Annotated in this window: 24 protein-coding genes; 20 read left to right on the plus strand and 4 right to left on the minus strand. The window is 60.7% G+C overall.

Annotated elements, in window-relative coordinates:
- Positions 1–43 precede the first annotated feature (43 nt).
- Positions 44–670: a LysE family translocator gene (locus tag PspS04_RS20205; protein ID WP_095167942.1), complete on the plus strand. Its 627-nt coding sequence runs from the start codon at positions 44–46 to the stop codon at positions 668–670.
- 178 nt (positions 671–848) lie between these two features.
- Here PspS04_RS20205 and uraH read toward each other — a convergent pair whose 3' ends face one another.
- On the minus strand, positions 849–1,202 hold the full coding sequence (gene uraH / locus PspS04_RS20210; protein WP_095078352.1) for a hydroxyisourate hydrolase: 354 nt from the start codon (positions 1,200–1,202) through the stop codon (positions 849–851).
- Positions 1,203–1,638: 436 nt separating this feature from the next.
- Here uraH and puuE point away from each other — a divergent pair, with 436 nt between their 5' ends.
- The 9 genes from puuE (at position 1,639) to PspS04_RS20255 (ending at position 9,640) form a co-directional block, all read left to right on the plus strand.
- Complete coding sequence (puuE, locus tag PspS04_RS20215) at positions 1,639–2,565, plus strand: allantoinase PuuE (RefSeq protein ID WP_095167940.1); 927 nt, start codon at positions 1,639–1,641, stop codon at positions 2,563–2,565.
- On the plus strand, positions 2,562–3,077 hold the full coding sequence (uraD, locus tag PspS04_RS20220; protein WP_095167938.1) for a 2-oxo-4-hydroxy-4-carboxy-5-ureidoimidazoline decarboxylase: 516 nt from the start codon (positions 2,562–2,564) through the stop codon (positions 3,075–3,077). The genes puuE and uraD overlap by 4 nt, the downstream gene beginning before the upstream one ends.
- Before the next feature lie 41 nt (positions 3,078–3,118).
- Complete coding sequence (gene alc / locus PspS04_RS20225; RefSeq protein ID WP_095167936.1) at positions 3,119–4,114, plus strand: allantoicase; 996 nt, start codon at positions 3,119–3,121, stop codon at positions 4,112–4,114.
- A gap of 127 nt (positions 4,115–4,241) precedes the next feature.
- Positions 4,242–4,745 (plus strand): ureidoglycolate lyase, encoded by a 504-nt coding sequence (locus PspS04_RS20230; protein ID WP_095167934.1) that lies wholly within the window; start codon positions 4,242–4,244, stop codon positions 4,743–4,745.
- Positions 4,746–4,795: 50 nt separating this feature from the next.
- A complete protein-coding gene (locus tag PspS04_RS20235; RefSeq protein WP_159997416.1) occupies positions 4,796–6,094 on the plus strand; it encodes a urate hydroxylase PuuD in 1,299 nt (432 codons plus the stop codon).
- Between the two features lie 140 nt (positions 6,095–6,234).
- The gene (locus tag PspS04_RS20240) at positions 6,235–7,593 is read left to right on the plus strand and encodes a nucleobase:cation symporter-2 family protein (protein ID WP_095167931.1); all 1,359 of its coding nucleotides are present in this window, start codon (positions 6,235–6,237) and stop codon (positions 7,591–7,593) included.
- A gap of 97 nt (positions 7,594–7,690) precedes the next feature.
- On the plus strand, positions 7,691–8,476 hold the full coding sequence (locus PspS04_RS20245) for an outer membrane protein OmpK (protein WP_095167929.1): 786 nt from the start codon (positions 7,691–7,693) through the stop codon (positions 8,474–8,476).
- Between the two features lies 1 nt (position 8,477).
- The gene (locus PspS04_RS20250) at positions 8,478–8,858 is read left to right on the plus strand and encodes a hypothetical protein (RefSeq protein WP_143501178.1); all 381 of its coding nucleotides are present in this window, start codon (positions 8,478–8,480) and stop codon (positions 8,856–8,858) included.
- The gene (locus PspS04_RS20255; RefSeq protein ID WP_095167928.1) at positions 8,855–9,640 is read left to right on the plus strand and encodes an outer membrane protein OmpK; all 786 of its coding nucleotides are present in this window, start codon (positions 8,855–8,857) and stop codon (positions 9,638–9,640) included. Before PspS04_RS20250 ends, PspS04_RS20255 begins: the two co-directional genes overlap by 4 nt.
- A gap of 72 nt (positions 9,641–9,712) precedes the next feature.
- Here PspS04_RS20255 and PspS04_RS20260 read toward each other — a convergent pair whose 3' ends face one another.
- Both PspS04_RS20260 and PspS04_RS20265 read right to left on the minus strand, forming a co-directional pair.
- The gene (locus tag PspS04_RS20260; RefSeq protein WP_095167926.1) at positions 9,713–10,882 is read right to left on the minus strand and encodes a patatin-like phospholipase family protein; all 1,170 of its coding nucleotides are present in this window, start codon (positions 10,880–10,882) and stop codon (positions 9,713–9,715) included.
- 46 nt (positions 10,883–10,928) lie between these two features.
- On the minus strand, positions 10,929–11,861 hold the full coding sequence (locus PspS04_RS20265; protein ID WP_159997418.1) for a lipid A biosynthesis lauroyl acyltransferase: 933 nt from the start codon (positions 11,859–11,861) through the stop codon (positions 10,929–10,931).
- Positions 11,862–11,982: 121 nt separating this feature from the next.
- On the opposite strand from PspS04_RS20265, the gene minC reads away from it, so the two are divergent.
- The 9 genes from minC to PspS04_RS20310 all read left to right on the plus strand — a co-directional run bounded on the left by minC (position 11,983) and on the right by PspS04_RS20310 (position 21,955).
- Positions 11,983–12,720: a septum site-determining protein MinC gene (gene minC / locus PspS04_RS20270; RefSeq protein WP_095167923.1), complete on the plus strand. Its 738-nt coding sequence runs from the start codon at positions 11,983–11,985 to the stop codon at positions 12,718–12,720.
- A 199-nt stretch (positions 12,721–12,919) separates the two neighbouring features.
- Entirely contained in the window at positions 12,920–13,732 is an 813-nt protein-coding gene (gene minD, locus PspS04_RS20275) for a septum site-determining protein MinD (RefSeq protein WP_095167921.1), read from the plus strand.
- The gene (minE, locus tag PspS04_RS20280; protein WP_095167919.1) at positions 13,732–13,986 is read left to right on the plus strand and encodes a cell division topological specificity factor MinE; all 255 of its coding nucleotides are present in this window, start codon (positions 13,732–13,734) and stop codon (positions 13,984–13,986) included. The genes minD and minE overlap by 1 nt, the downstream gene beginning before the upstream one ends.
- A 91-nt stretch (positions 13,987–14,077) precedes the next feature.
- Positions 14,078–14,713: an RluA family pseudouridine synthase gene (locus PspS04_RS20285; protein WP_159997420.1), complete on the plus strand. Its 636-nt coding sequence runs from the start codon at positions 14,078–14,080 to the stop codon at positions 14,711–14,713.
- A 54-nt stretch (positions 14,714–14,767) separates the two neighbouring features.
- Positions 14,768–15,871, plus strand: coding sequence for a hypothetical protein (locus tag PspS04_RS20290; RefSeq protein ID WP_159997422.1), 1,104 nt, complete (start codon positions 14,768–14,770; stop codon positions 15,869–15,871).
- A 96-nt stretch (positions 15,872–15,967) separates the two neighbouring features.
- Positions 15,968–17,257 carry a M18 family aminopeptidase gene (locus PspS04_RS20295; protein WP_095167916.1) on the plus strand — a complete coding sequence of 430 codons (1,290 nt, stop codon included), beginning with the start codon at positions 15,968–15,970 and terminating at the stop codon, positions 17,255–17,257.
- Between the two features lie 119 nt (positions 17,258–17,376).
- Entirely contained in the window at positions 17,377–17,553 is a 177-nt protein-coding gene (locus tag PspS04_RS27535) for a hypothetical protein (RefSeq protein WP_174244590.1), read from the plus strand.
- Positions 17,554–17,631: 78 nt separating this feature from the next.
- Positions 17,632–19,788 carry a mechanosensitive ion channel family protein gene (locus PspS04_RS20300; protein ID WP_159997424.1) on the plus strand — a complete coding sequence of 719 codons (2,157 nt, stop codon included), beginning with the start codon at positions 17,632–17,634 and terminating at the stop codon, positions 19,786–19,788.
- A gap of 614 nt (positions 19,789–20,402) precedes the next feature.
- Positions 20,403–21,955 (plus strand): IS3 family transposase gene (locus PspS04_RS20310; protein ID WP_194240661.1). Its coding sequence is split into 2 segments (ribosomal slippage): positions 20,403–20,865 and positions 20,865–21,955, totalling 1,554 coding nucleotides; the frame shifts between segments, so codons are not numbered across the junction.
- Between the two features lie 423 nt (positions 21,956–22,378).
- Here the strand turns inward: PspS04_RS20310 and phnR are convergent.
- Positions 22,379–23,092 (minus strand): phosphonate utilization transcriptional regulator PhnR, encoded by a 714-nt coding sequence (phnR, locus tag PspS04_RS20315; protein WP_095170300.1) that lies wholly within the window; start codon positions 23,090–23,092, stop codon positions 22,379–22,381.
- A 362-nt stretch (positions 23,093–23,454) separates the two neighbouring features.
- On the opposite strand from phnR, the gene PspS04_RS20320 reads away from it, so the two are divergent.
- The gene (locus PspS04_RS20320; RefSeq protein ID WP_159997426.1) at positions 23,455–24,522 is read left to right on the plus strand and encodes an ABC transporter substrate-binding protein; all 1,068 of its coding nucleotides are present in this window, start codon (positions 23,455–23,457) and stop codon (positions 24,520–24,522) included.
- Positions 24,523–24,611: the final 89 nt, after the last annotated feature.

Genomic DNA, 24,611 nt, shown 5'->3' on the forward strand with positions numbered 1-24,611 from the left:
CTCACCCCGTCGGGTGGGGCTTTTGCACATATGGAGGAAAGTGATGAGTCTGGAAACCTGGCTGCTGTTCAGCGGCGCCGCCCTGGTCGTGATCCTGATCCCGGGCCCCTTGTCGTTATTGATGATCAGCAACAGCCTGAACTACGGTTTGCGCCGCTCCTACCCGGCGTTTCTCGGCGGGGTGTTTGCCTCGATCTGCCTGCTGAGCGCCTCGGCCCTGGGCCTTGGCGCGTTGCTGCTGGCCTCGGAGCAACTGTTCAGCGCGCTGAAGATCGTCGGCGCCCTGTATCTGTTCTACCTCGCCTGGCAGAGCTGGCAGCAGTCCCGGCAACCGGCCCACGCCACTGAAGTGCCCCAGGCGGCCGCTGTGCCGCGCTTTCGCGCACTGTTCGGGCGCGCCTTTGTCCTGGGGGCGAGCAATCCCAAGGACATCCTGTTCTTCGCCGCCTTCCTGCCCCAGTTCCTCAGCGCACAGCAGCCGTTCCTGCCGCAGTTGCTGATCATGATCGTCACCTGGACCCTGCTCGACCTGTGCTGCAAGCTGGCCTACGGCCTTGGCGCCCATGGTGCCGCGCGCTACCTGCGCAGCGGCAAGGGGCAAAGCTGGTTCAACCGGATCAGCGCCGGCTTGTTCAGTGGCGCGGGCGCGGCTTCCCTGCTGAGCCGCTAAAAGCATCGCGGGCAAGCCTTGCTCCTGCAGGATCTGCATCGCCCTGCAAAACCGTAGGAGCAGGGCTTGCCCGCGATGGCGTGCATACAGGCGCCACACTTTTCCCGGGACGAAAAAAAGCCCGCAGTGTGAGCGGGCGAAGGACCAAAGAAGCTTTTTGCGCAGATTCTTGGGGGATCTAGCTTCCTCTGTAGGTCGAATAGCTATAAGGCGAAATCAGCAACGGCACATGGTAGTGATCCTGCTCGGCCGAGATGCCGAAACGCAGTACCACCACATCCAGGAACGCCGGCTCCGGCAGCTGGACACCGCGAGCGCGGTAGTAGTCGCCGGCATGAAACTGCAGCTGATAGACCCCGGACCGGTAGTCATCGCCTTGCAACAAGGGCGCATCACAACGGCCATCGCTGTTGGTCAGTGCGCTGGCGACCAATTCCAGCTGCGAACCCTCAACGCGGTACAACTCGACCTTGATCGAGCTGCCCGGGCAACCGTGTGCTGCATCCAAAACGTGTGTAGTCAAACGTCCCATTGATTCTGCGCGCCTGCCTGCGTGTACGGCAGTCAGGCCTCGCGCCTCCCGAAGTCAGTTGAAAAGGAGACCGCACCCTTTCGGAGCACGAAAAGTTGCGGCGAGCAGCTGATTAAGACACTTTCAATAAAAATTGTACACAATAATAATGACTTTTTATCCCAAGCTTCCTGGCCTGCCCGCCTCGCCTCGTTTATCCGCAAAACCACAGCCAATCACGACCTCTCATCCATAAGCTGACCAGTCAGGCAGGTTTCTTGCAGTAGCACTGGAAGATGACAGTTGATGAAAAATGGAAAAAATCAGGCTTACAAAGCGCACATAAAGTTGTATACAATCACTCCATCGCTGTGACGCCAGCCTGTCATCTCACCATCAGGCCGCCACACCACCCCTTATCGCGAATAAGCAAACTCGAATAAGAAGGAAGACTGCAGTGAGCGCTGACTACCCACGCGACCTGATCGGTTACGGCAGTAACCCTCCCCACCCACACTGGCCGGGCAATGCCCGCATCGCCTTGTCCTTCGTGCTCAACTACGAAGAAGGCGGCGAGCGCAACATCCTGCACGGCGACAAAGAATCGGAAGCCTTCCTTTCGGAAATGGTCTCGGCGCAGCCGCTGCAGGGCGAGCGCAACATGAGCATGGAGTCCTTGTACGAGTATGGCAGCCGTGTCGGCGTCTGGCGGATTCTCAAGCTGTTCAAGGAATTCGACATTCCGCTGACCGTCTTCGCCGTGGCCATGGCCGCCCAGCGCCACCCGGACGTGATCCGCGCGATGGTCGAGGCCGGCCACGAGATCTGCAGCCACGGCTATCGCTGGATCGACTACCAGTACATGGACGAAGCGCAAGAGCGCGAGCACATGCTCGAAGCCATCCGCATCCTCACTGAAATCACCGGCGAGCGCCCATTGGGCTGGTACACCGGCCGCACCGGCCCGAACACCCGGCGACTGGTGATGGAAGAAGGCGGTTTCCTCTACGACTGCGACACCTACGACGACGACCTGCCCTACTGGGAACCGAACAACCCGACCGGCAAGCCGCACCTGGTGATCCCCTACACCCTGGACACCAACGACATGCGTTTCACCCAGGTCCAGGGTTTCAACAAGGGCGACGACTTCTTCGAATACCTCAAGGATGCGTTTGACGTGCTCTACGCCGAAGGCGCCGAGGCGCCGAAGATGCTGTCTATCGGCCTGCACTGTCGCCTGATCGGTCGTCCGGCGCGCCTGGCTTCGCTCAAGCGCTTTATCGAATACGCTAAAAGTCATGAACAGGTGTGGTTCAGCCGCCGCGTCGACATCGCTCGCCACTGGCAACAAACCCACCCGTACCAAGGGGCGTCGAAATGACCACCTTTCAAACGCTGAAACCCTCGAGCCTGAGCCGTGACGCCTTCGTCAGCGCTTTCGCCGATATCTACGAACATTCGCCATGGGTGGCCGAAAAGGCCTTCGACCTGGGCCAGGACGCTTCGATCGACGAGATCGAAACCCTGCACCAGCGCATGAGCGACATCCTGTTGAGCGCCGATCACGCAAGCCAGCTTGCGCTGATCAACGCTCACCCGGACCTGGCCGGCAAAGCTGCCGTCCAGGGCCAACTGACCGAAGCCAGCACCAATGAACAAGCCGGCGCCGGTATTCACCAATGCACGGCCGAAGAGTTTTCTCGCTTCACCGAGCTGAACGACGCCTACAAAGCCAAGTTCAAGTTTCCCTTCATCATGGCGGTAAAAGGCAGCAACCGGCATCAGATCCTCGCAGCGTTCGAAACACGCATCCACAACCCGGTCGACACCGAGTTCAAGTGCGCGTTGGCGCAGATCAACAAGATCGCGTTGTTCCGATTACTGACCCTCTAAACGACCATCCCCAGCCACTCTATTTAAGGCAGACAAGAAGAATGAAAGCTTACGCCGTACCTTTCGAGAAGTTCGTCAACCTGGCCGACGCCCGCCTGGGCACGAAGATCATCTCGGTCACCGATGACTGGTTTGCCGACGCCAACCGTCTGTTCCAGCCGACCCCGGCCGTATGGAAGGAGGGCGTTTTCGATGACAACGGCAAGTGGATGGACGGCTGGGAGTCGCGCCGCAAGCGCTTCGAAGGCTACGACAGCGCTGTGATCCGCCTGGGTGTACCGGGTTCGATCAAGGGTGTGGACATCGACACTTCATTCTTCACCGGCAACTTCCCGCCATCGGCCTCCCTGGAAGCCTGCTTCCTGACCTCCGGTGAGCCGGACGCAAACACCCAATGGACCGAAGTCCTGTCGGCTGTCGAGCTGCAGGGCAATAGCCACCATTTCCACGAAATCAACAACGACCAGTCGTTCAGCCACCTGCGTTTCAACATCTACCCTGATGGTGGCGTGGCCCGTCTGCGTGTGTACGGCATTCCGTTCCGCGACTGGTCGGCCGTTGGCGACAACGAGCAGGTTGACCTGGCTGCTGCCTTGAATGGCGGTCGTGCCCTGGCCTGCTCCGATGAACACTTCGGCCGCATGAGCAACATCCTCAACCCGGGCCGCGGGATCAACATGGGCGATGGCTGGGAAACTGCCCGTCGTCGCACACCTGGCAATGACTGGGTGATCGTCGCCCTGGGTCACCCGGGCGAGATCGAGAAAATTGTCGTCGACACCCTGCACTTCAAGGGCAACTACCCGGACACTTGCTCGATCCAGGGCGCATTCGTCAAGGGCGGTACCGACAGCCAGATCGAAACCCAGTCGTTGTTCTGGCGCGAACTGTTGCCGGCACAGAAACTGGAAATGCACGCCGAACACACCTTCGCCGAGCAGATCAAGGCGCTGGGCCCGATCACCCACATCCGCCTGAACGTATTCCCGGACGGCGGTGTGAGCCGCCTGCGTGTTCTCGGCAAGGTAGCTAAGTAAGCGTCGCCCCTAATCGCGGGCAAGCCCGCTCCCACAAGGAATGATGGTGTACACACAACCTGTGGGAGCTGGCTTGCCAGCGATGACGAAAGAACCAACAACACAGAATCCGGATAAGAAGAACAGCATGCGCACATTGACGATTGAACCGCTGACCAAAGAAGCCTTCGCCCCTTTCGGTGACGTGATCGAAACCGACGGCAGCGATCACTTCATGATCAACAACGGTTCGACCATGCGCTTCCATAAACTGGCGACGGTGGAAACCGCCAAGCCAGAAGACAACGCGATCATCAGCATTTTCCGCGCCGACGCGCAGGACATGCCGCTGACCGTTTGCATGCTGGAGCGTCACCCGTTGGGCAGCCAGGCTTTCATTCCGCTGCTCGGCAACCCCTTTCTGATCGTGGTCGCGCCCGTTGGCGATGAACCTGTATCAGGCTTGGTCCGCGCCTTCGTCACCAACGGCAGGCAGGGCATTAATTACCATCGCGGCGTCTGGCACCACCCGGTGCTGACGATCGAAAAGCGGGATGACTTCCTGGTGGTTGATCGCAGTGGCACAGGCAATAACTGCGATGAGCATTTTTTCAAAGAGGATCAACGCTTGATCCTTGCCCCCCACCAATAAGAGAAGGTCTGATCACTCGACGACAGAGTGACAGGCGAGAGGTAAAGACTGTGGAAGCACATCTGTTCGAATGGCTGAACCTGAGCGTGCGCTGGGTTCACATGATCACTGGCGTCGCCTGGATCGGCGCGTCGTTCTATTTTGTCTGGCTGGAAAACAACCTCAATCGGGTCAACCCGAAGAACGGTCTGGCGGGCGATCTCTGGGCGATTCACGGTGGCGGGATCTACCACCTGGAGAAATACAAACTGGCTCCACCGACCATGCCGGACAACCTGCACTGGTTCAAGTGGGAGGCCTACTTCACTTGGTTGTCGGGGATCGCGCTGCTGTGCGTGGTGTTCTACTCCAACCCGACCCTGTACCTGTTGGCACCTGGCAGCAGCCTGAGCGGCCCTGAAGGGGTTCTGCTGGGCATCGGTTCGCTGTTCGCCGGCTGGTTCATCTACTCCTTCCTGTGCGACTCGGCCCTGGGCAAACGCCCTGCCCTGCTGGGTTTCATCCTGTTCGTCCTGATCATCGGCGCGGCCTACGGCTTCAGCAAAGTGTTCAGCGGCCGGGGTGCTTACCTGCACGTGGGCGCCATCATCGGCACCATCATGGTCGGTAACGTGTTCCGCATCATCATGCCGGCACAACGGGCACTGGTGGCGGCGATCGCCGAGAACCGCACCCCGGACCCGGCCCTGCCGGCCAAGGGCCTGCTGCGTTCGCGACACAACAACTACTTCACCTTGCCTGTGCTGTTCATCATGATCAGCAACCACTTCCCGAGCACCTACGGCAGCCAGTACAACTGGTTGATCCTGGCCGGGATCGCGGTGCTGGCGGTGTTGGTGCGTCACTACTTCAACACCCGCCACGACAGCCACAAGTTCGCCTGGACCCTGCCAGTCGCGGCCGTAGGCATGATCAGCCTGGCGTACGTTACCGGCCCCGCGCCGATGACCAGCCCGGAAGTGGCCAAGGCCCCCGCGCAGATCCAGTACCAGCCGCTGCCGGAAACCGCCGTCGGCGGTGGTGCGAAACCGGCTGAGGCCACGCCAGCCGCTGCTCCTGCAGCCCCGGCCCAGGCAGCCAATACCGGTCCAGGCTTTGACAAGGTGCACAGTGTGATCCAGGAACGCTGCGCGGTCTGTCACTCGGCCAAGCCCACCAGCCCGCTGTTCAGTGCCGCCCCGGGCGGCGTGATGTTCGACACCCCCGAGCAGATCCGCCAGAACGCCCCGCGCATTCAAGCCCAGGCAGTCACCACGCAGATCATGCCACTGGGCAACATCACCCAGATGACCCAGCAGGAACGTGACCTGATCGGCGCCTGGATCGTGCAGGGAGCCCAGACCAATTAAGTAGCGAAAAGCATCGCTGGCAAGCCAGCTCCCACAAGGATCACCTGAATCCTGTGGGAGCTGGCTTGCCAGCGATTGGCCGCGCCGCGGTCCTCCCTGCTGCACAAAATCACAAGAATAAAAAAGATCCGAGGTGTTGCATGTCCGTGTCATCCGAAGCGCGCATCCCCGACGCACCCGCTATCGCGCGCCTGCCGTTGTTGCAACTGATCCTGGTAGGTCTGCAACACGTTCTGTTGATGTACGGCGGCGCCATTGCGGTGCCGTTGATCATCGGACAGGCCGCTGGCCTGAGTCGTGAAGAAATCGCCTTTCTGATCAATGCCGACCTGCTGGTCGCCGGGATCGCCACCATCGTCCAGTCAATGGGCATCGGCCCCATGGGCATTCGCATGCCGGTGATGATGGGCGCCAGCTTCGCGGCGGTCGGCAGCATGGTGGCCATGGCCGGCATGCCCGGCATCGGCTTGCAAGGCATCTTCGGCGCGACCATTGCCGCAGGGTTCTTCGGCATGCTGATCGCACCGTTCATGTCCAAGGTGGTGCGTTTCTTCCCGCCTCTGGTGACCGGTACCGTCATCACTTCGATCGGTTTGTCACTGTTCCCCGTCGCGGTGAACTGGGCAGGCGGCGGCAGTTCCGCCGCACAATTCGGTTCCCCCATCTACCTCGCCATCGCCGCCCTGGTGCTGGGCACCATCTTGTTGGTACACCGCTTCATGCGCGGGTTCTGGGTCAACATTTCGGTGCTGATCGGCATGACCCTGGGCTACATCCTCTGTGGCCTTTTGGGCATGGTCGACCTCAGCGGCATGACCCAGGCGCCCTGGCTGCAGATCGTCACGCCGCTGCACTTCGGCATGCCCAAGTTTGAATTGGCGCCAATCCTGTCGATGTGCCTGGTGGTGGTGATCATCTTCGTCGAGTCCACCGGGATGTTCCTGGCGCTGGGCAAGATCACCGGCCAGGAAGTCTGCCCGCGCATGCTGCGTCGCGGCTTGCTGTGTGATGCCGGCGCCTCGTTCTTCGCCGGCTTCCTCAACACCTTCACCCACTCCTCGTTTGCCCAGAACATTGGCCTGGTGCAGATGACTGGCGTGCGTTGCCGCTCGGTCACCATCGTTGCCGGGGGGTTGCTGATCCTCCTGAGCCTGCTGCCCAAGGCCGCGTTCCTGGTGGCCTCGATCCCGCCGGCAGTGCTGGGCGGCGCGGCCATCGCCATGTTCGGCATGGTCGCGGCCACCGGGATCAAGATCCTCCAGGAAGCCGACATCGCCGACCGGCGCAATCAATTGCTGGTCGCGGTGAGTATCGGCATGGGCCTGATCCCGGTGGTCCGGCCGGAATTCTTCGCCCACCTGCCGCTGTGGATGAGCCCGATCACCCACAGCGGCATTGCCATGGCCACCCTCAGCGCGCTGACGCTGAACCTGTTGTTCAACATCCTGGGTGGCAGCGAACGGGCTGCCATCAACGATTGCGCCGCTCACCCGCACTGATGCAAACGCAACATCCCCTGTAGGCGCTGGCTGCCAGCGCCTACAGGGTTGGCGGCTGCCTGCAAGAGCAAAAATAAAAACAAAAAGGGAGCAACAGATGATTCGTACACACACAAGCCTACTGCTGGGCACCAGCCTGTTGGCCGCGAGCCAGGCCATGGCCGGCGACCTGCTGCTGTGGCAAACCAACAGCCTGAGCTACCTGTACGGCAAGAATTTCGCGATCAACCCATCGATCCAGCAGACCGTGACCTTCGAGCACGCTGACCGCTGGAAGTACGGCGACACCTTTCTGTTCGTCGACAAGATCTTCTACAACGGCAAGGAAGACCCCAACAAAGGCCCCCACAGCTTTTACGGCGAGTTCAGCCCACGCCTGTCGGCAGGCAAGATCTTCGACCAGAAACTGCAATTAGGTCCGATCAAGGACGTATTGCTGGCCATGACCTATGAGTACGGCGAAGGCGAAAGCGAAGCCTACCTGATTGGCCCCGGCTTCGACCTGGCGGTGCCCGGGTTCAACTACGTGACCCTGAACTTCTACCGACGCCAGACCGAAGGGCCGCGCCCAGGTGACGGGGTCTGGCAGATCACCCCGACCTGGTCCTACACCATTCCCGCCGGCCGCTCCGACGTGCTGATCGACGGCTACCTCGACTGGGTCGTGGACAACGACCAGAACTCACGCGGCACCTATCACGCCAACCTGCACCTCAACCCGCAGATCAAGTACGACCTGGGCAAGGCCCTCAATGGCCCGGCCAAACAGATCTACGTCGGGGCCGAATACAGCTACTGGAAAAACAAGTACGGCATCGAGGACAACGCCAATCTGGACACCAACCAGAACACCGCCAGCCTGCTGATCAAGGTGCACTTCTAGAATGGCCCGCAACGGTGCCCCAGGTTTGATACCGGTGCGCTGTTGCGGGGCGCTTGAGCCGTGGCGCGGGAGCCAGTATTCTCCGCGGCCGTCTGAATCCGGTATAAAAAAAAGCCCGGATTTAATTCCTGACCAGAAAGCCAACTTATCCCGGCCCTGGACGGTCACGAGGCTAGACAGACAAAAGCCCAATGGACGCTTGATCGACTGTTTTCGAACAGCCGACCAGGCGTTTTTTGCCTTTTTAAATGCCTTGGCCCAGCTCTTGCTAAGAGCTGTAAAGCTGACCGATTGGATGGTTTTTGCAGCACTGAAAAAAGGCGCCACACCAGAGCGCCGTCAAAAAAAACGTGGAACACCTACTTTGGGAGCAACCGAATGAAACGTACGTGCACTAGCCTGATGCTCGCCGGATCCTTGCTGGCAGGGGGCCAGGCCATGGCCGGCGATCTGCTGCAGTGGCAGAACAACAGCCTGACCTATCTCTACGGCAAAGACTTTCAAGTCAACCCGCGCATCCAGCAGACCGTGACCTTCGAGCACGCCGACGCCTGGAAGTACGGCGACAACTTCTTCTTTATCGACAAGATCTTCTACAACGGCAAAGAAGATGCCTTCGCCGGTGAGAACACCCACTACGGTGAGCTCCAGCCGCGCCTGTCATTCAACAAGATCTTCGACCAGAAGTTCGAGTTTGGCCCAATCAAGGACGTGCTGCTGGCCATGACCTACGAGTTTGGCGAAGACGACACCGAGTCCTACCTGATCGGTCCGGGCTTCGACCTGGCCATTCCAGGCTTCGACTACTTCCAGCTGAACTTCTACAACCGCCACACTGAAGGCGACCGTCCGGGTGACGATGTCTGGCAGATCACCCCTGTGTGGTCCTACACCATCCCTGTCGGCGGCTCCGATGTGCTGATCGACGGTTTCATGGACTGGGTGGTCGACAACGACGTCAACAGCAAAGGCGAATACCACGCCAACCTGCACTTCAACCCACAGGTCAAATACGACCTGGGCAAGGCCTTGAATCTGGGCGAGAAGCAGTTGTACGTCGGTGTCGAGTACGACTACTGGAAAAACAAGTACGGGATTGAAGACAGCCAGGGCTTCAAGACCGATCAGAGCGTGACCAGCTTCCTGGTCAAGGTGCACTTCTGAGTCTGGACTGACCAACCGGCATCACCCTTCACCCGCCAACGCGCATCGTAGGCGGGTGAAGGGCGATGCCTGTCAGGCCGGAATCACCGGCTCCCGCACCCCAAGAAACCGACACAACTCCTCCCGCTTGGCCAAGGCATCGCGCCGGCCGAGTTCGATCAGCTCGCTGCAGTATCCCGCCTCGAACAGCAGGTAACTCAACACCCCTGCCCCGCTAGTCTTGGTTGCCCCCGGGCCGCGCAGGAACAGGCGCAGTGCCGCCGGCAATTCCTGGCGGTGCCGTGCGGCGATCTCGTCGATCGGCTGGCTCGGCGCAATCACCAACACCTCTACCGGTGCCACACCCAGGGCGCGGGTTGGCGTGCCATCGGGCAGCAAGTGGCTGAACTGGTTCAGGCGTTGCAACAACTCGATGTCGCTTTCCAGGCTGTCAATGAAGGTGCTGTTGAGCATGTGCCCGCCGATCTGCGCCAAGGACGGCTGCTGGCCGGTGTAGGTGCGCAGGGAGGTGTCGGGATCGACGCCGCGCGGGTTGCCACTGACACCCACTACCAGCACCCGGCTCGCCCCCAGGTGCAACGCCGGGCTGATCGGCGCCGACTGGCGTACCGCGCCGTCGCCGAAGTACTCATTGCCGATTTTCACGGGTGCAAACAACAGGGGAATGGCCGAACTGGCCAGCAGGTGCTCGACGCTCAACCGGGTCGGCACGCCGATGCGCCGGTGCCGCAGCCAGGGGTCGATGCTGCGACCGCCCTGATAAAAGGTTACCGCCTGTCCGGATTCATAGCCAAAGGCGGTGACGGCCACAGCGTGCAGTTGTTTTTGCGCGATGGCCTGATCGATCCCCGACAGGTCCAGCCTGGTGTGGAGCAGATCACTCAAGGGCGAGCTGTTGAGCAGCGCCACCGGCACCTTGGCGCCGATCCCCAGCAGACTGTGGGTGACAAAACGACTGGCCTGGCTAATCACACCGGGCCAGTCGCTGCGCAGCACCTGATGGCTGCGAAAGCCCTGCCAGAACGCGGTCAGGCGTTCGATGGCGGCCGTGAAGTCCATGGCCCCGGCGGCCAGGCTGACCGCATTGACTGCCCCAGCCGAGGTGCCGACGATTACCGGGAACGGATTGGCCGCGCCGGCCGGCAACAGTTGCGCGATGGCCGCCAATACGCCTACCTGGTACGCCGCCCGAGCCCCGCCGCCGGAAAGAATCAAGCCTGTCACCGGTTCAGCCGAACTCATCGCCACACTCCCTGGTGCTGATTATTGACGGTAGGCCGTCGCGGGCTCAACCACGCTTGTCGTAGAGTTTCGGCTCGCCCGGCGGCCGGCTCTTGAAGCGCCGGTGCGCCCACAGGTACTGCTCGGGGCAGGCGCTGACGGCGCTTTCGATCCACTGGTTGATGCGGATGCAGTCGGCTTCGTCGCTGGCCCCCGGGAAATCGCTGAACGGCGGGTGGATCACCAGGCGGTAACCGCTGCCGTCGGCCAGGCGCTCCTGGGTAAACGGCACCACCAGCGCCTTGCCCAGCTTGGCAAACTTGCTGGTGGCCGGCACCGTGGCCGCGAGAATGCCAAACAACGGCACAAAGATACTTTGCTTGGCGCCGTAGTCCTGGTCCGGTGCGTACCAGATCGCCCGGCCTGCGCGCAGCAGCTTGAACATGCCACGCACGTCCTCGCGCTCGATGGCCAGGGAGTCGAGGTTATGCCGCTCGCGGCCACGACGCTGGATGAAATCGAATAGCGGGTTCTTGTGCTCGCGGTACATGCCATCGATGGTGTGTTGCTGGCCTAGCAGCGCCGCGCCGACTTCCAGGGTGGTGAAGTGCAAGGCCATCAGGATCACGCCCTGGCCATCGCGCTGGGCCTGCTTGAGATGCTCCAGGCCTTCGATATGGGACAGGCGCGCCAGGCGCTCGCGTGGCCACCACCAACTCATGGCCATTTCAAAGAAGGCAATGCCGGTGGAGGCGAAGTTTTCCTTGAGCAGACGTTTGCGTTCGTCGGGAGTTTTCTCGGGAAAACACAGCTCAAGGTTACGTTTGGCGATGCGCCGACGGTCGCTGGCGACCCGATACATGCCGGCCCCCAGCACACGACCAATGCGCAACAGCCACGAATACGGCAACTGGACAACCAGCCACAGCAGCCCTAGACCGCACCATAGCGGCCAAAAACGTGGCGAAAGAAATGCAGCTCGAAATTGCGGGCGATCCATTAACGATTCCGGACGGACAACAAGGTCGCGCATTCTACATCGGTTCGACCCTGCTTGCGGGCTGCGGGCGTTCTCGTTATAAGTCTCGGCACTTTTAGTGACAAGCCGTTGTATGCCAACCATGAGCCAAACCGAACTGCTAGACCAAGATCCCGTGTTCCAGTTGAAGGGCAGCATGCTCGCCATTACGGTGCTGGAGCTGGCCCGCAATGACCTGGAAATCCTCGACCGGCAGCTGGCTGCAAAGGTAGCTCTGGCACCTAATTTCTTCAGCAACGCCCCGCTGGTGCTGGCCCTGGACAAGCTACCGGCCAGTGAAGGCTCGGTGGACCTGCCGGCCCTGATGCGCGTGTGCCGCCACCATGGCCTGCGCACCCTGGCCATCCGCGCCAGCCGTATCGAGGACATTGCCGCGGCCATTGCCGTCGACCTGCCGGTGTTACCGCCGTCGGGGGCCCGCGAGCGCGCCCTTGAACCGCTGGAAGGTGAAGTGCGCAAAAAACCGGAAAAACCACCGGAGCCGAGCATCAAGCCGACGCGCATCATCACTTCGCCAGTACGTGGCGGCCAGCAGATCTACGCCCAGGGCAGCGACCTGGTGGTGGTGTCCTCGGTCAGCCCCGGGGCGGAACTTCTGGCCGATGGCAACATCCATGTATACGGGCCGATGCGCGGTCGTGCGCTGGCCGGGGTCAAAGGCGACACCAAGGCACGGATTTTCTGCCAGCAAATGAGCGCTGAACTGCTGTCCATCGCCGGTCATTACAAGGTTTCCGAAGATCTTCGTCGCGACCCGCTCTGGGGGGCCGGCGTACAAGTCAGCCTGTCGGGCGACGTGTTGAACATCATTCGGCTTTAACGGATACTGCCGCATTTTCCAAGCATCTCTAAAACGTAGTGAAAACGGCTCAAACGAAGTAGGAAAATGGCGTAGAGCGGTGTTTACCGGAGGTAAACCCTGCCCCAGGCCCGATTCCAGCCAAGGCTGTCCGACTGCAGTAGTTTTCAAGAGATGTTTTTCGGGGCTAAAAGTCCTTTTTCCTTAGGGGTGAAACACCTTGGCCAAGATTCTCGTGGTTACATCCGGCAAGGGTGGTGTGGGTAAGACCACCACCAGCGCCGCTATCGGTACCGGCCTCGCTCTGCGTGGTCACAAAACAGTCATCGTCGACTTCGACGTCGGCCTGCGTAACCTCGACCTGATCATGGGTTGCGAGCGTCGCGTAGTGTATGACTTCGTCAATGTGGTCAATGGCGAAGCCAACCTGCAGCAGGCCCTGATCAAGGACAAGCGCCTTGAGAACCTCTACGTCCTGGCAGCCAGTCAGACCCGCGACAAAGACGCGCTGACCGTCGAAGGCGTGGAAAAGGTGCTGATGGCACTCAAGGAAGATTTCGAATTCGTGGTCTGCGACTCCCCGGCGGGCATCGAGAAAGGCGCCCACCTGGCCATGTACTTCGCTGATGAAGCGATTGTCGTGACCAACCCGGAAGTGTCCTCGGTACGTGACTCGGACCGCATGCTGGGCCTGCTGGCCAGCAAATCGCGACGCGCCGAAAACGGCGAAGACCCGATCAAGGAACACCTGCTGTTGACTCGCTACAACCCTGAGCGCGTCAGCAACGGCGAAATGCTTGGCGTCGAAGACGTCAAGGAAATTCTGGCAGTCACCCTGCTTGGCGTGATTCCAGAGTCGCAAGCCGTACTCAAGGCTTCCAACCAAGGCGTGCCAGTGATTCTCGACGACCAGAGCGACGCCGGTAAGGCGTACAGCGATGCCGTCGATCGTCTGTTGGGCAAAACCGTGGAACACCGGTTCCTTGATGTTGAGAAGAAGGGATTCTTCGAGCGCCTTTTTGGAGGTAGATAATGAATCTTTTTGACTTCTTTCGCGCCAGCAAAAAAACCAGCACCGCGTCGGTAGCGAAAGAGCGTCTGCAGATCATCGTGGCGCATGAACGCGGCCAGCGCAGCACCCCTGACTACCTGCCAGCCTTGCAAAAGGAACTGGTCGAGGTGATCCGCAAGTACGTCAATATCGGGTCCGACGACGTGCATGTTGCACTGGAAAACCAGGGCAGCTGCTCGATTCTGGAACTCAATATCACCCTGCCAGATCGCTGAGTCGATCCGGCTGGAGCCACGGCGGCTCAGGTCCCCCAGGTTTGCTGGAGGGGCCTGAGTCGCCGTTGGCGTTTGTTACGAGGCTGTTTTAATGCCGTTGTCCAATATCCACATCCTCCACCAGGACACCGCCGTCCTGGTGGTGAACAAGCCTACCCTGCTGCTCTCGGTGCCTGGCCGCGCCGACGACAACAAGGACTGCCTGATTACTCGCCTGCAGGAAAACGGCTACCCGGAAGCGCGTATCGTCCATCGCCTGGACTGGGAAACCTCGGGGATCATCCTGCTGGCCCGCGACCCGGATACCCATCGCGAACTGTCTCGGCAATTTCACGACCGTGAAACCGAAAAAGCCTACACGGCGCTGTGCTGGGGCCAACCGGAACTGGACAGTGGCAGTATCGATCTGCCGCTGCGCTACGACCCACCGACCAAACCACGCCACGTGGTCGACCACGAGTTCGGCAAACATGCGCTGACCTTCTGGCGCGTGCTGGAGCGCTGTGGCGACTGGTGCCGGGTGGAGCTGACGCCGATTACCGGACGCTCGCACCAATTGCGCGTGCACATGCTCTCCATCGGCCATCCGCTGTTGGGCGACGGGCTGTACGCCCACCCCCAAGCCCTGGCGGCGTATCCTCGGCTGTGCCTGCACGCCAGCATGCTGAGCTTTACCCACCCGCAAAGTGGTGAACGCCTGCGCTTTGAGTGCCCGGCACCCTTTTGAGCGCCTTGAAGCCCTTTCAAGCAACCCGTCGAAACCTGAAGGACGCCTGGACCGATGACGCCTGACTCCCCACAACCGTCGACGCCCCTTGAGAAAGCGCCGCAGCAGTTGCTCTATCTGGTCTACGGCGACAAGGACGTGTACCGGCGCGAAGCCAAGTTCAGCATCCTCACGGCGCTGGCCCAACTGAAAAAGGCCGAGCCGCTGTGCATCCGCGTCCTCACCGATCGCCCGCAGGACTACGCCGGCTGGCCGGTCGAAACCATCGCCCTGAGCGATGAGATCATGACCGCCTGGCAGGGCAGCAACGGCTATCACCACCGGCGCAAGGCCTGCGCCATTGCCTACGGCCTGACCCTGGCGCACAAGACCCTGTTCGTCGACACCGACACGCTGTTCCTCGACAACCCCCTGCGGGTGTTCGAGCACATTGGCCCCGGCCAGTACGTGATGGATCGCTTCGAGTACGACTGGCGCACTGTCTGCGAACGCGCGGACTACCTCAAGCTGGGCACTTGCCTGCAAGCCCACGGGGTCACGCCTGACAACGGTTTCAAGCTGTACAACAGTGGCCTGTGTGGCGTCACCGACGGCGATAGCCCCTTGCTTGAACGCAGCATCGAGCTGATCGACGAGTGGACCCGCGATGGGTTCGATATCCACACCATCGAACAGATCGCCCTGTCCTTCGCCATGCGCGACAAGCCGGTCCATGAAGCCAACCGCTACATCTACCACTACTTCGCCGAGAAGGGCTTTTTCCATGCCATGCAAAAGCACTTCTTCAGCCTGCATGGCGAACGCTTCCGCGCCGAACTGCCCACGCTGTGCACCGAGGTGCCCCGCTGCAAACCGATCCCCTCGCCGTGGCAGCGCCTGCGCATCAAGTGGAAGCTGCGCAACAAGCGTGGTGCGGTGAAAAAGGTCGGCCGTGCGTTGCTCTATGGCAGTGCCGCCCCCGAGCACCCGTACTACGAAGTGTGTCGTCATGAATGGTGGGAGTCGGCTTCGCGGGAGATTCTGCGTTGGGACGAAGGCACGCGAAAGCAGTTCTTCGGCCCCGACCAGGGACGCTGGCCGAAACACCTGCCCAAGCCGGCAAAATCGGCGGACGAACAAACCATCATTGCCTACCTGCGCAAGCGTTTGGCACATTGATCCCGTGTCGCGAGTCGATTGCCGTGCGCCACACGCACTTGCCCAATGCGTGTGGCCAATACGTTAAACTCGCGGCACTGCTGTCTGGAGCTACTTATGCGCGAAGAGTTGAACCAAGGCCTGATCGACTTCCTCAAGGCCTCCCCTACCCCCTTTCATGCCACTGCCAGCCTGGTCCAGCGCCTGGAAGCGGCGGGCTATCAGCGCCTTGACGAGCGCGAGTCCTGGACTACCGAAGCCAACGGTCGTTACTACGTAACCCGTAACGACTCCTCGATCGTGGCCATCAAGCTGGGCCGCAACTCGCCGCTGTACGACGGCATTCGCATGGTCGGCGCCCATACCGACAGCCCGTGCCTGCGGGTCAAGCCGCAACCTGAACTGCAACGCCAGGGGTTCTGGCAACTGGGCGTCGAAGTCTATGGCGGCGCGCTGCTTGCCCCCTGGTTCGATCGCGACCTGTCGCTGGCCGGACGCGTGACCTTCCGCCGCGACGGCAAGGTCGAAAGCCAGTTGATCGACTTCAAGGCGCCGATCGCCACCATTCCCAACCTGGCCATCCACCTCAACCGTGAGGCCAACCTGGGCTGGGCGATCAACGCGCAGACCGAACTGCCGCCGATCCTCGCGCAATTTGCCGGTGACGAGCGCGTCGATTTCCGCGCCGTGCTCACCAACCAATTGGCCCTGGAACACGGCCTGAATGCCGACGTGGTGCTGGACTACGAGTTGAGCTTCTACGACACCCAAAGCGCCGCGGTGATTGGCCTGCACGGCGATTTCATTGCCGGTGCGCGCCTGGACAACCTGCTGTCGTGCTACGCCGGCCTGCAAGCGCTGCTGAGCGCCGAGACCGACGAGACCTGCGTGTTTGTCGCCAACGACCACGAAGAAGTCGGCTCCTGCTCGGCCTGCGGTGCCGACGGCCCGATGCTGGAGCAGACCCTGCGCCGCCTGCTGCCCGAAGGTGAGGAGTTCGTGCGCACCATCCAGAAATCCCTGTTGATCTCGGCCGACAATGCCCACGGCGTGCACCCCAACTACGCCGACAAGCACGACGCCAACCATGGCCCGAAACTCAATGCCGGCCCGGTGATCAAGGTCAACAGCAACCAGCGCTACGCCACCAACAGTGAAACCGCCGGTTTCTTCCGCCACCTGTGCATGGCCGAAGAAGTACCCGTGCAGAGCTTCGTGGTGCGCAGTGACATGGGTTGCGGCTCGACCATCGGCCCGATCACCGCCAGCCACCTGGGCGTGCGAACCGTGGACATCGGCCTGCCGACGTTCGCCATGCACTCGATCCGCGAACTGTGCGGCAGCCACGACCTGGTGCACCTGGTCAAAGTGCTGAGCGCGTTCTACGCCTGCCGCGAATTGCCATGACCCGTCACGGCGAGGGTGCTGGTGCCCTCGCCGCGAATTGCCCTGGCGTTGACATTCATCACGCCCGTTGACGCAAAAGCCACCTAAACTTAAACCTGTACCTTTCTAAGGCTGTCGCCATGATCTCGATGTCTTTGTTCAACTCCATGCTCATTCCGATCCTGTCGGGGATGATCCTGCTGGCCATCGGCTTCAACTTTCGCGACAAGAACGCCGGCGTGTTCTCGATGTGGATCGGCATGCTGGTGATTCTCGCCACCGTGGTCATCAAGATCCTCGCCAAGCTCAACGAATAAAAGCACCCGCCACGCTCGCATTGGCTTTGCCCCACTCGTACACTCGGTCAACCTGCACCTGTTGAGGTTGACCGCCTAGTGTTTGCTCGCCTGTTCGCCCTGCCGTCCACGTTGTTCATTTGCCTGCTGCTGTTGCTGCCCATGGCGTCGGCCCAGGCGGTCGGCTTGCCGAGCCTGCTCGGCAGCTCCAGCAAAACCCAGCCGCAAGCGAGCGAGCCCTTGGGGCAATCGCTGGACGAAGTGATCAAGTCGCTGGAAAACGACCAGCAACGGGCCAAGCTGCTGGCCGACCTGAAAAAACTGCGCGACGCCACGAAAAAGGCCCAGCCACCCGCGGAAGAAGGCGTGCTGGGCCTGATCGGCGGCACCCTGTCGAGCCTGGAAAAACAACTCACCGGCTCCGACAGCCCGATCACCCGCTGGAGCGCCGAATTTGACCAGGCCAAGGAAGAATTCAGCAGCCTGATGCTGCCGGCCAGCGAATGGCTACCGATCATCTTTGGCTTTGCCGTGGTGCTGATGCTCTGGAGCCTGCTCGCCGCGGCCCTGATCTGGCTCAGCCACCGCTTGCGCATGCGCTTCGGCCTGACCGAAGAGCTGCCACAACATCCCCGGACCTGGGACCTGGTGCGCTTCGCCCTGCGCAAGCTCGGGCCCTGGCTGATCGCCCTGGTGATCACCGTCTACATGAGCTACGCCCTGCCGCCCTCCCTGGGCAAGTACCTGGCGATGGTGCTGGCCTATGCACTGGTCGTGGGGACCTGCTTCTCGGCAGTCTGCGTGATTGCCTTTTCCCTGCTCGATGGTCCGCACCGCCACCGCGCGTTGTACATCCTGCGGCACCAGGCCTTCCGCCCGCTGTGGCTGATCGGCAGCTTTGCCGCATTCGGCGAAGCCTTGAACGACCCAAGGCTGGTGGCCAGCCTGGGGATTCACCTGGCCCACGCCACCGCCACCGTCGCCAATGTACTGGCCGCCCTGTCTACCGGCCTGTTCATCCTGCGTTTCCGCCGTCCCATCGCGCACCTGATCCGCAACCAGCCGCTGTCGCGACGCCTGACCCGCCGCGCCCTCAGCGACACGATCGAGATCCTCGGTACCTTCTGGTACCTGCCAGCCCTGGTACTGGTGGGTATCTCGCTGTTTGCCACCTTCGTCTCGGCAGGCGACACCAGCACCGCCCTGCGCCAGGCGCTGATCTGCACCGTGCTGCTGGTGGTGTGCATGGTCATCAACGGCCTGGTTCGCCGGCATTCCCTCAAACCGCAACGCGGGGCCAAGCGCCACGCGCTGTACTCCGAACGCCTCAAGAGCTTCTGCTACACCCTGGTGCACCTGGCGATCTGGCTGGTGTTCATCGAACTGGGCCTGCGGGTCTGGGGCATGTCGTTGATCCGCTTCACCGAAGGCGAAGGCCATGACGTCAGCGTCAAATTGTTCAGCCTGGCCGGCACCCTGATTTTCGCCTGGTTGATCTGGATCCTCAGCGACACCGCCGTGCACCACGCCCTCACCCGCTCGCGCAAAGGCCTGGCCAATGCCCGTGCGCAGACCATGATGCCGCTGATTCGCAACGTGCTGTTCGTGGCGATTTTTATCATCGCGCTGATCGTCGCCCTGGCCAACATGGGCATGAACGTCACCCCGCTGCTGGCCGGTGCCGGTGTCATCGGCCTGGCCATTGGTTTTGGTGCGCAGTCGCTGGTGGCCGACCTGATCACCGGGCTGTTCATCATCATCGAGGACTCCCTGGCCATCGACGACTACGTCGACGTCGGCGGCCACCTGGGCACTGTCGAAGGCCTGACCATCCGCACCGTACGCCTGCGGGACATCGACGGCATCGTCCACACCATCCCGTTCAGCGAAATCAAAAGCATCAAGAACTACTCGCGCGAGTTCGGCTACGCCATCTTCCGCGTGGCGGTGCCCTACAACATGGAAATCGACGAAGCGATCAAACTGATGCGCGACGTCGGCCAGAAGATCCGTAACGATCCGCTGCAACGCCGTAACATCTGGTCGCCGCTGGAGATCCAGGGCGTCGAGAGTTTCGAGTCTGGTAGTGCGATCCTGCGCGCCCGGTTCAAGACCGCGCCGATCAAGCAGTGGGAAGTGTCACGGGCGTTCAACCTGTCGCTCAAGCGCCATATGGACGAGGCCGGCCTGGACCTGGCGACGCCACGCATGAGCGTCCAGGTGATTACCCCGGGAGGGGGGACCGAGAAGGATTGATGGTGCCTGACATGCCGCTATCGCGGGCGTAGGTATCTACACAGCTTTGTGGCGGCCTGTGGGCCTACCGGAGGTGTTGGATTCGGCCGAGTACATATCCATTTCTGCGGTAACGGCCTCCTATGGTTCCGCTTTTACAGCGGCTCACTTTTGGAGGAGCCCAAAAGTAAGCAAAAGGCTCTTGCCCCACCACTCGGCACCTCGCTTAGGCTCGGTGTGCCCTCACGCAGGCTTGAATCCGTGGGCCGCCGCCACGCGCCATCCATGGCGCGGGGCGGCTAACCCGGCGTCCTGCCGGGTTACCCACGGCTTCAAGCCTGCGTTCGGCCAGCGTGGTTAACGGGGCGCCCAGGATCAAAAGCCAGAGCCAGAGCCAAAGCAAAAGCCAGAGCCAGAGCCAGAGCCAGAGCCAGAGCCAGAGCCAGAGCCAGAGCCAGATCAAAAGATTGCTGACTTCGTCAGCGTCTTGGGAAGTAGAAGCTACACCGCGCATGCCCTAGCGATCAGGTCGGCTTTTAGGCCGCCTCGCTTTGTTTTTGATCCCCCCCGGTGTCAGGGTAGTTGTCGTGTCCTCCGCTTTTTAAAAGTATTCCGGGGGCGGCAAGAGTAAGGTCATGCCTTTCTATTCAGAAGAACGCAAAGCTGCGTTGTTGAAAATGATGCTTCCGCCCCTGAGCCTTTCAGCGTCGGAGGTCGCGCGCCGTGAAGGTTGTAGCGACATGTCTCTTCATTATTGGCGTAAGCAAGCTGCTGCCAGAGGTTCCCAGTTGTCCGAAAACAAGCAGTCGCCTGAAAATTGGTCTGCCGAATCCAAGCTCATGGCAGTCATCGAATCATCAGCTTTGTCGGAGCTGGAGCTGAGTGAGTATTGCCGTCGCAACGGTATTTTCCCTGAGCAAATTGATGGCTGGCGCAAAGCTTTCATTGCCAACAGTACTAATCATTCAGCGCTGAAAAAAGGAATCGCTGGGGAGACCAAGGAGGATAAAAAGCGGATTCGGGAACTGGAGCGCGAGCTGCGCCGAAAGGATGCAGCACTGGCTGAAACAGTCGCATTGCTGGTGCTGCGAAAAAAGCTCAATGCCTACTGGGGGAGCGACGACGAGGTCAATTGACCTTGTTGCCAGAACGGCATCTTCTCGTCGACTGGCTCAACGAAGCCATCACGGCGGGCGCCCGCAGGGCGCCTGCGTGTCTAGAAGTCGGTATTTCGCTACGCACGCTACAGCGCTGGAGCCTGCCCGAAGCAATGTTGGCAGATGGGCGCACCACGACGGTGAGGCCAGTGCCGAGTAACGCCCTGAGTGATCTTGAGCGCCAAGCTATCCTGGTCTTGTGCAACAGCAAGGCCTACGCACATCTGCCACCGAGCCAGATCGTGCCACGGCTCGCTGACGAGGGACGTTACATGGCATCGGAGGCAACCTTTTACCGAGTGCTGCATGCGGCAGATCAGCAGCATCATCGTTCCCGCGCCAAACGCCCGCATCGCCATGAAGCACCCACCACTTACGCGGCGACAGCCGCCAATCAGGTGTGGTCTTGGGATATTACGTACCTGCCGTCGCCGGTTCGTGGGAAGTTTTACTACCTCTATTTGATCGAGGATATCTACAGCCGAAAGGCCGTGGGCTGGGAAGTTTACGAGGCAGAAAGCGGTGAAAAAGCAGCCGTCCTACTGCAACGAAGTGTCACTCGAGAGAAGTGCTGGCGTCAGCCGCTGGTGCTTCACTCGGACAATGGCGCACCGATGAAATCGGTGACGTTACTGACCAAGATGTACGACCTGGGTATCACGCCATCGAGAGGAAGACCTCGGGTAAGCAACGACAATCCTTACTCGGAGTCGCTGTTTAGAACGCTGAAGTACTGCCCGCAGTGGCCGCAGGATGGATTTAGCAGCCTGGATGACGCGCGTATCTGGGTGAGGAATTTTATGGCCTGGTACAACACCGAGCATCGTCATAGCCGAATCCGCTTCGTGACACCCGCCCAGCGCCACGAGGGAAATGACCGGGAAATCTTGGCCCGGAGGGCGGCAATCTATGGGCAAGCGAGAGAAAAAAGGCCTGAAAGATGGTCAGGTGAGACACGCAACTGGAACCCAATCGGGACGGTGTATCTCAACCCCGAAAGGGAGCTGACAGTTGTCGTGAAGGTCGCCTAGCAAGACGGGCGACACGACAACTACCTTGAAAAACGCCGATCCTGGGCGCCCCGTTAACCACGCTGGCCGGAGTCCGATATTGATTTGGGGGGTAAACCGGCAGGACGCCGGTTTAGCCGCACTGGGCCAGGGATGGCCCATTGCGGCGGCCCCCCAAATCAATGTCGGAGTACGGGCATGCCGAGCCTAAGCGAGGCACCAAGTGGTGGGGCAAAAGCGTTTTGCTTACTTTTGCGCTGTTCAAAAGTGAGCCGCCGTCAGGCGGAACCATAGGAGGCAGTTACCGAAGAAATGGATATGTACTCGGCCTGATCCAACATCCTGGTCGGCCCTCCTGGTCGGCCCACAAATGCAACGTCGCACCACAGTTATGTAGATACCGATACCGCAATGAGAACGGAACATTCAACAGTGTGGCGGCAGCTAGACCACATCCACCCCGACATGAATCGCATCATGCCGCCAGAACTCCAGGTCACAATCGATCAGCCGCTGATGCTGATCGTAGTTGACCCGGGCGATGCGCAACCCCGGGCTGCCCAACGACACCCGCAAGGCCGCCGCCGCATCCACCGGCAATGAGGTCGGCACGATCTCGAAGCGCACCCGCCCATAGTGCAAATCGTAATGCCGGGCATACAACTCGGTAATCGACTGATTCAGATCCAGCTGCAGAATCCCCGGGAAATACTGCGGGTTCAGGTAGTGCTCCACATACAGCACCAGTCGCCCATCAATACGCCGAGCGCGGCAGATCTGGATCACACTCGACAGCGCCGGCAGCTGCAGCCAGGCACACACGGCTGCCGACGCCGGCTGCAGACGCGCCGAGATAACCTCGGTCGACGGCTCCCGCCCCTGGGCACTGACCATGGCGTGAAAGTGACTGCGCTGCATCAGGTTGTAAGCCAGCCGGGGTGGAGAGACGAACCAGCCACGGCGCTCCTCCCGATAAATCTGGCCTTGGGCCTCCAGTTGCAACAGCGCTTCACGCACGGTAATGCGTGTGGTGCCGAACAGCTCACTGAGCTTGCGCTCGGCCGGCAGCTTGCTGGCAGGCGCCAGCAGACCGTGGTCAATCTGCTCTTGCAGGACTTGGCCAATGGCTGTCACCGCGCGGGTTGCCTCTTCACGCATCAAGGTTACCTTTCTGGACTAGACCAGCACTGTTTCGGGGCCGGAGTGCGCCAAAAAACGCCTCCTCTAAGCTAGTGCAAGCCTAGGCACAACATATGACTGATCGATGACAAAGCCGCCCAACGGCAGCATCTAAGCACTGCAATTGTGCGGCCAAGTCCCGGTAAACCGGCCTCCTCCCGATGGTCTACGCTTATCTCGTTGTCACCCCTAGCGAGCGAAAAAAAGCCTTGGGCTGGGGCCGCCGACATCAAAGTGTCATCCAGCCCACCTAAATTGGCTCAGGTATTGCTGACCTAGACCAACCCAACCGCAAACGTTCGATAAAAACGCAGCGTTGAATACGCCCAAAGGAGCTTTCGATGAAACAGCTTTTCCTGGCATCCCTGTTAGGCTCGACCATTGCCATGTGCACCGCCGCCATGGCTGCTGATACCGATCTGAAAACCCTGGAAGCCGCTGCGCGAGCGGAAGGCGCGGTCAACAGTGTCGGCATGCCCGATGACTGGGCCAACTGGAAAGGCACCTGGGAAGACCTGGCCAAGACCTACGGCCTCAAGCACATCGATACCGACATGAGCTCGGCGCAGGAAATCGCCAAGTTCGCCGCGGAAAAGGACAACGCCAGCGCCGACATCGGCGACGTCGGAGCGGCCTTCGGCCCGATCGCGGTCAAGCAAGGCGTGGTGCAACCCTACAAGCCTTCGACCTGGGACCAGGTACCGGCCTGGGCCAAGGATAAAGATGGCAACTGGGCCCTGGCCTACACCGGCACCATCGCCTTTATCGTCAACAAGAAGCTGCTGCACGGCTCCCCTGCACCGACCAAGTGGGCCGACCTCAAGACCGGCAAATACAAGGTTTCCATCGGTGACGTGAGCACCGCCGCCCAGGCTGCCAACGGTGTACTGGCAGCGGCCCTGGCCAACGGCGGTGACGAGAAGAACCTGCAACCAGCACTGCTGTTGTTTGCCGAAATCGCCAAGCAGGGTCGCCTGTCGATGGCCAACCCGACCATTGCCACCATGGAGAAAGGCGAGGTCGAGGTTGGCGTGGTCTGGGACTTCAACGGCTTGAGCTACAAGGCCAAGATGGCCAACCCGGATGACTACACCGTGCTGATCCCGTCCGATGGCTCGGTGATTTCCGGCTACACCACGATCATCAACAAATACGCGAAGAACCCCAACGCCGCCAAGCTGACCCGTGAGTACATCTTCAGCGATGCGGGCCAGATCAACCTGGCCAAAGGCAACGCCCGGCCAATCCGCGCCGAACACCTGACCCTGCCCGCCGAGATCCAGGCCAAGCTGCTGCCGAACGAGCAGTACAAAGGCGTGACCCCGATCAAGGATGCCGACGCCTGGGAAAAAACCTCCAAGGCCTTGCCACAGAAGTGGAACGAAGAAGTCATCGTCGAAATGAAATAACCCCCGTAGGAGCGAGCCTGCTCGCGATGGCGGCCTGACATTCAAAAGACCCTCTCGGGTGTCAGGCCGTTCTCGCGAGCAAGCTCGCC

The organism is Pseudomonas sp. S04, from assembly GCF_009834545.1.
In the GTDB taxonomy this organism is placed as follows: Bacteria; Pseudomonadota; Gammaproteobacteria; order Pseudomonadales; family Pseudomonadaceae; genus Aquipseudomonas.

Bases quoted from the DNA above. Each gene is read 5' to 3' on its own strand.
- uraD (WP_095167938.1), top strand. From the start codon at position 2,562: ATGACCACCTTTCAAACGCTGAAACCCTCGAGCCTGAGCCGTGACGCC.
- alc (WP_095167936.1), top strand. From the start codon at position 3,119: ATGAAAGCTTACGCCGTACCTTTCGAGAAGTTCGTCAACCTGGCCGAC.
- PspS04_RS20260 (WP_095167926.1), bottom strand. From the start codon at position 10,882: ATGAGTTCGGCTGAACCGGTGACAGGCTTGATTCTTTCCGGCGGCGGG.
- PspS04_RS20230 (WP_095167934.1), top strand. From the start codon at position 4,242: ATGCGCACATTGACGATTGAACCGCTGACCAAAGAAGCCTTCGCCCCT.
- PspS04_RS20320 (WP_159997426.1), top strand. From the start codon at position 23,455: ATGAAACAGCTTTTCCTGGCATCCCTGTTAGGCTCGACCATTGCCATG.
- PspS04_RS20255 (WP_095167928.1), top strand. From the start codon at position 8,855: ATGAAACGTACGTGCACTAGCCTGATGCTCGCCGGATCCTTGCTGGCA.
- PspS04_RS20245 (WP_095167929.1), top strand. From the start codon at position 7,691: ATGATTCGTACACACACAAGCCTACTGCTGGGCACCAGCCTGTTGGCC.
- PspS04_RS20265 (WP_159997418.1), bottom strand. From the start codon at position 11,861: ATGGATCGCCCGCAATTTCGAGCTGCATTTCTTTCGCCACGTTTTTGG.
- PspS04_RS27535 (WP_174244590.1), top strand. From the start codon at position 17,377: ATGATCTCGATGTCTTTGTTCAACTCCATGCTCATTCCGATCCTGTCG.
- PspS04_RS20205 (WP_095167942.1), top strand. From the start codon at position 44: ATGAGTCTGGAAACCTGGCTGCTGTTCAGCGGCGCCGCCCTGGTCGTG.
- PspS04_RS20285 (WP_159997420.1), top strand. From the start codon at position 14,078: ATGCCGTTGTCCAATATCCACATCCTCCACCAGGACACCGCCGTCCTG.
- PspS04_RS20250 (WP_143501178.1), top strand. From the start codon at position 8,478: ATGGCCCGCAACGGTGCCCCAGGTTTGATACCGGTGCGCTGTTGCGGG.
- PspS04_RS20295 (WP_095167916.1), top strand. From the start codon at position 15,968: ATGCGCGAAGAGTTGAACCAAGGCCTGATCGACTTCCTCAAGGCCTCC.
- uraH (WP_095078352.1), bottom strand. From the start codon at position 1,202: ATGGGACGTTTGACTACACACGTTTTGGATGCAGCACACGGTTGCCCG.
- PspS04_RS20240 (WP_095167931.1), top strand. From the start codon at position 6,235: ATGTCCGTGTCATCCGAAGCGCGCATCCCCGACGCACCCGCTATCGCG.
- PspS04_RS20290 (WP_159997422.1), top strand. From the start codon at position 14,768: ATGACGCCTGACTCCCCACAACCGTCGACGCCCCTTGAGAAAGCGCCG.
- phnR (WP_095170300.1), bottom strand. From the start codon at position 23,092: ATGCGTGAAGAGGCAACCCGCGCGGTGACAGCCATTGGCCAAGTCCTG.
- minE (WP_095167919.1), top strand. From the start codon at position 13,732: ATGAATCTTTTTGACTTCTTTCGCGCCAGCAAAAAAACCAGCACCGCG.
- minC (WP_095167923.1), top strand. From the start codon at position 11,983: ATGAGCCAAACCGAACTGCTAGACCAAGATCCCGTGTTCCAGTTGAAG.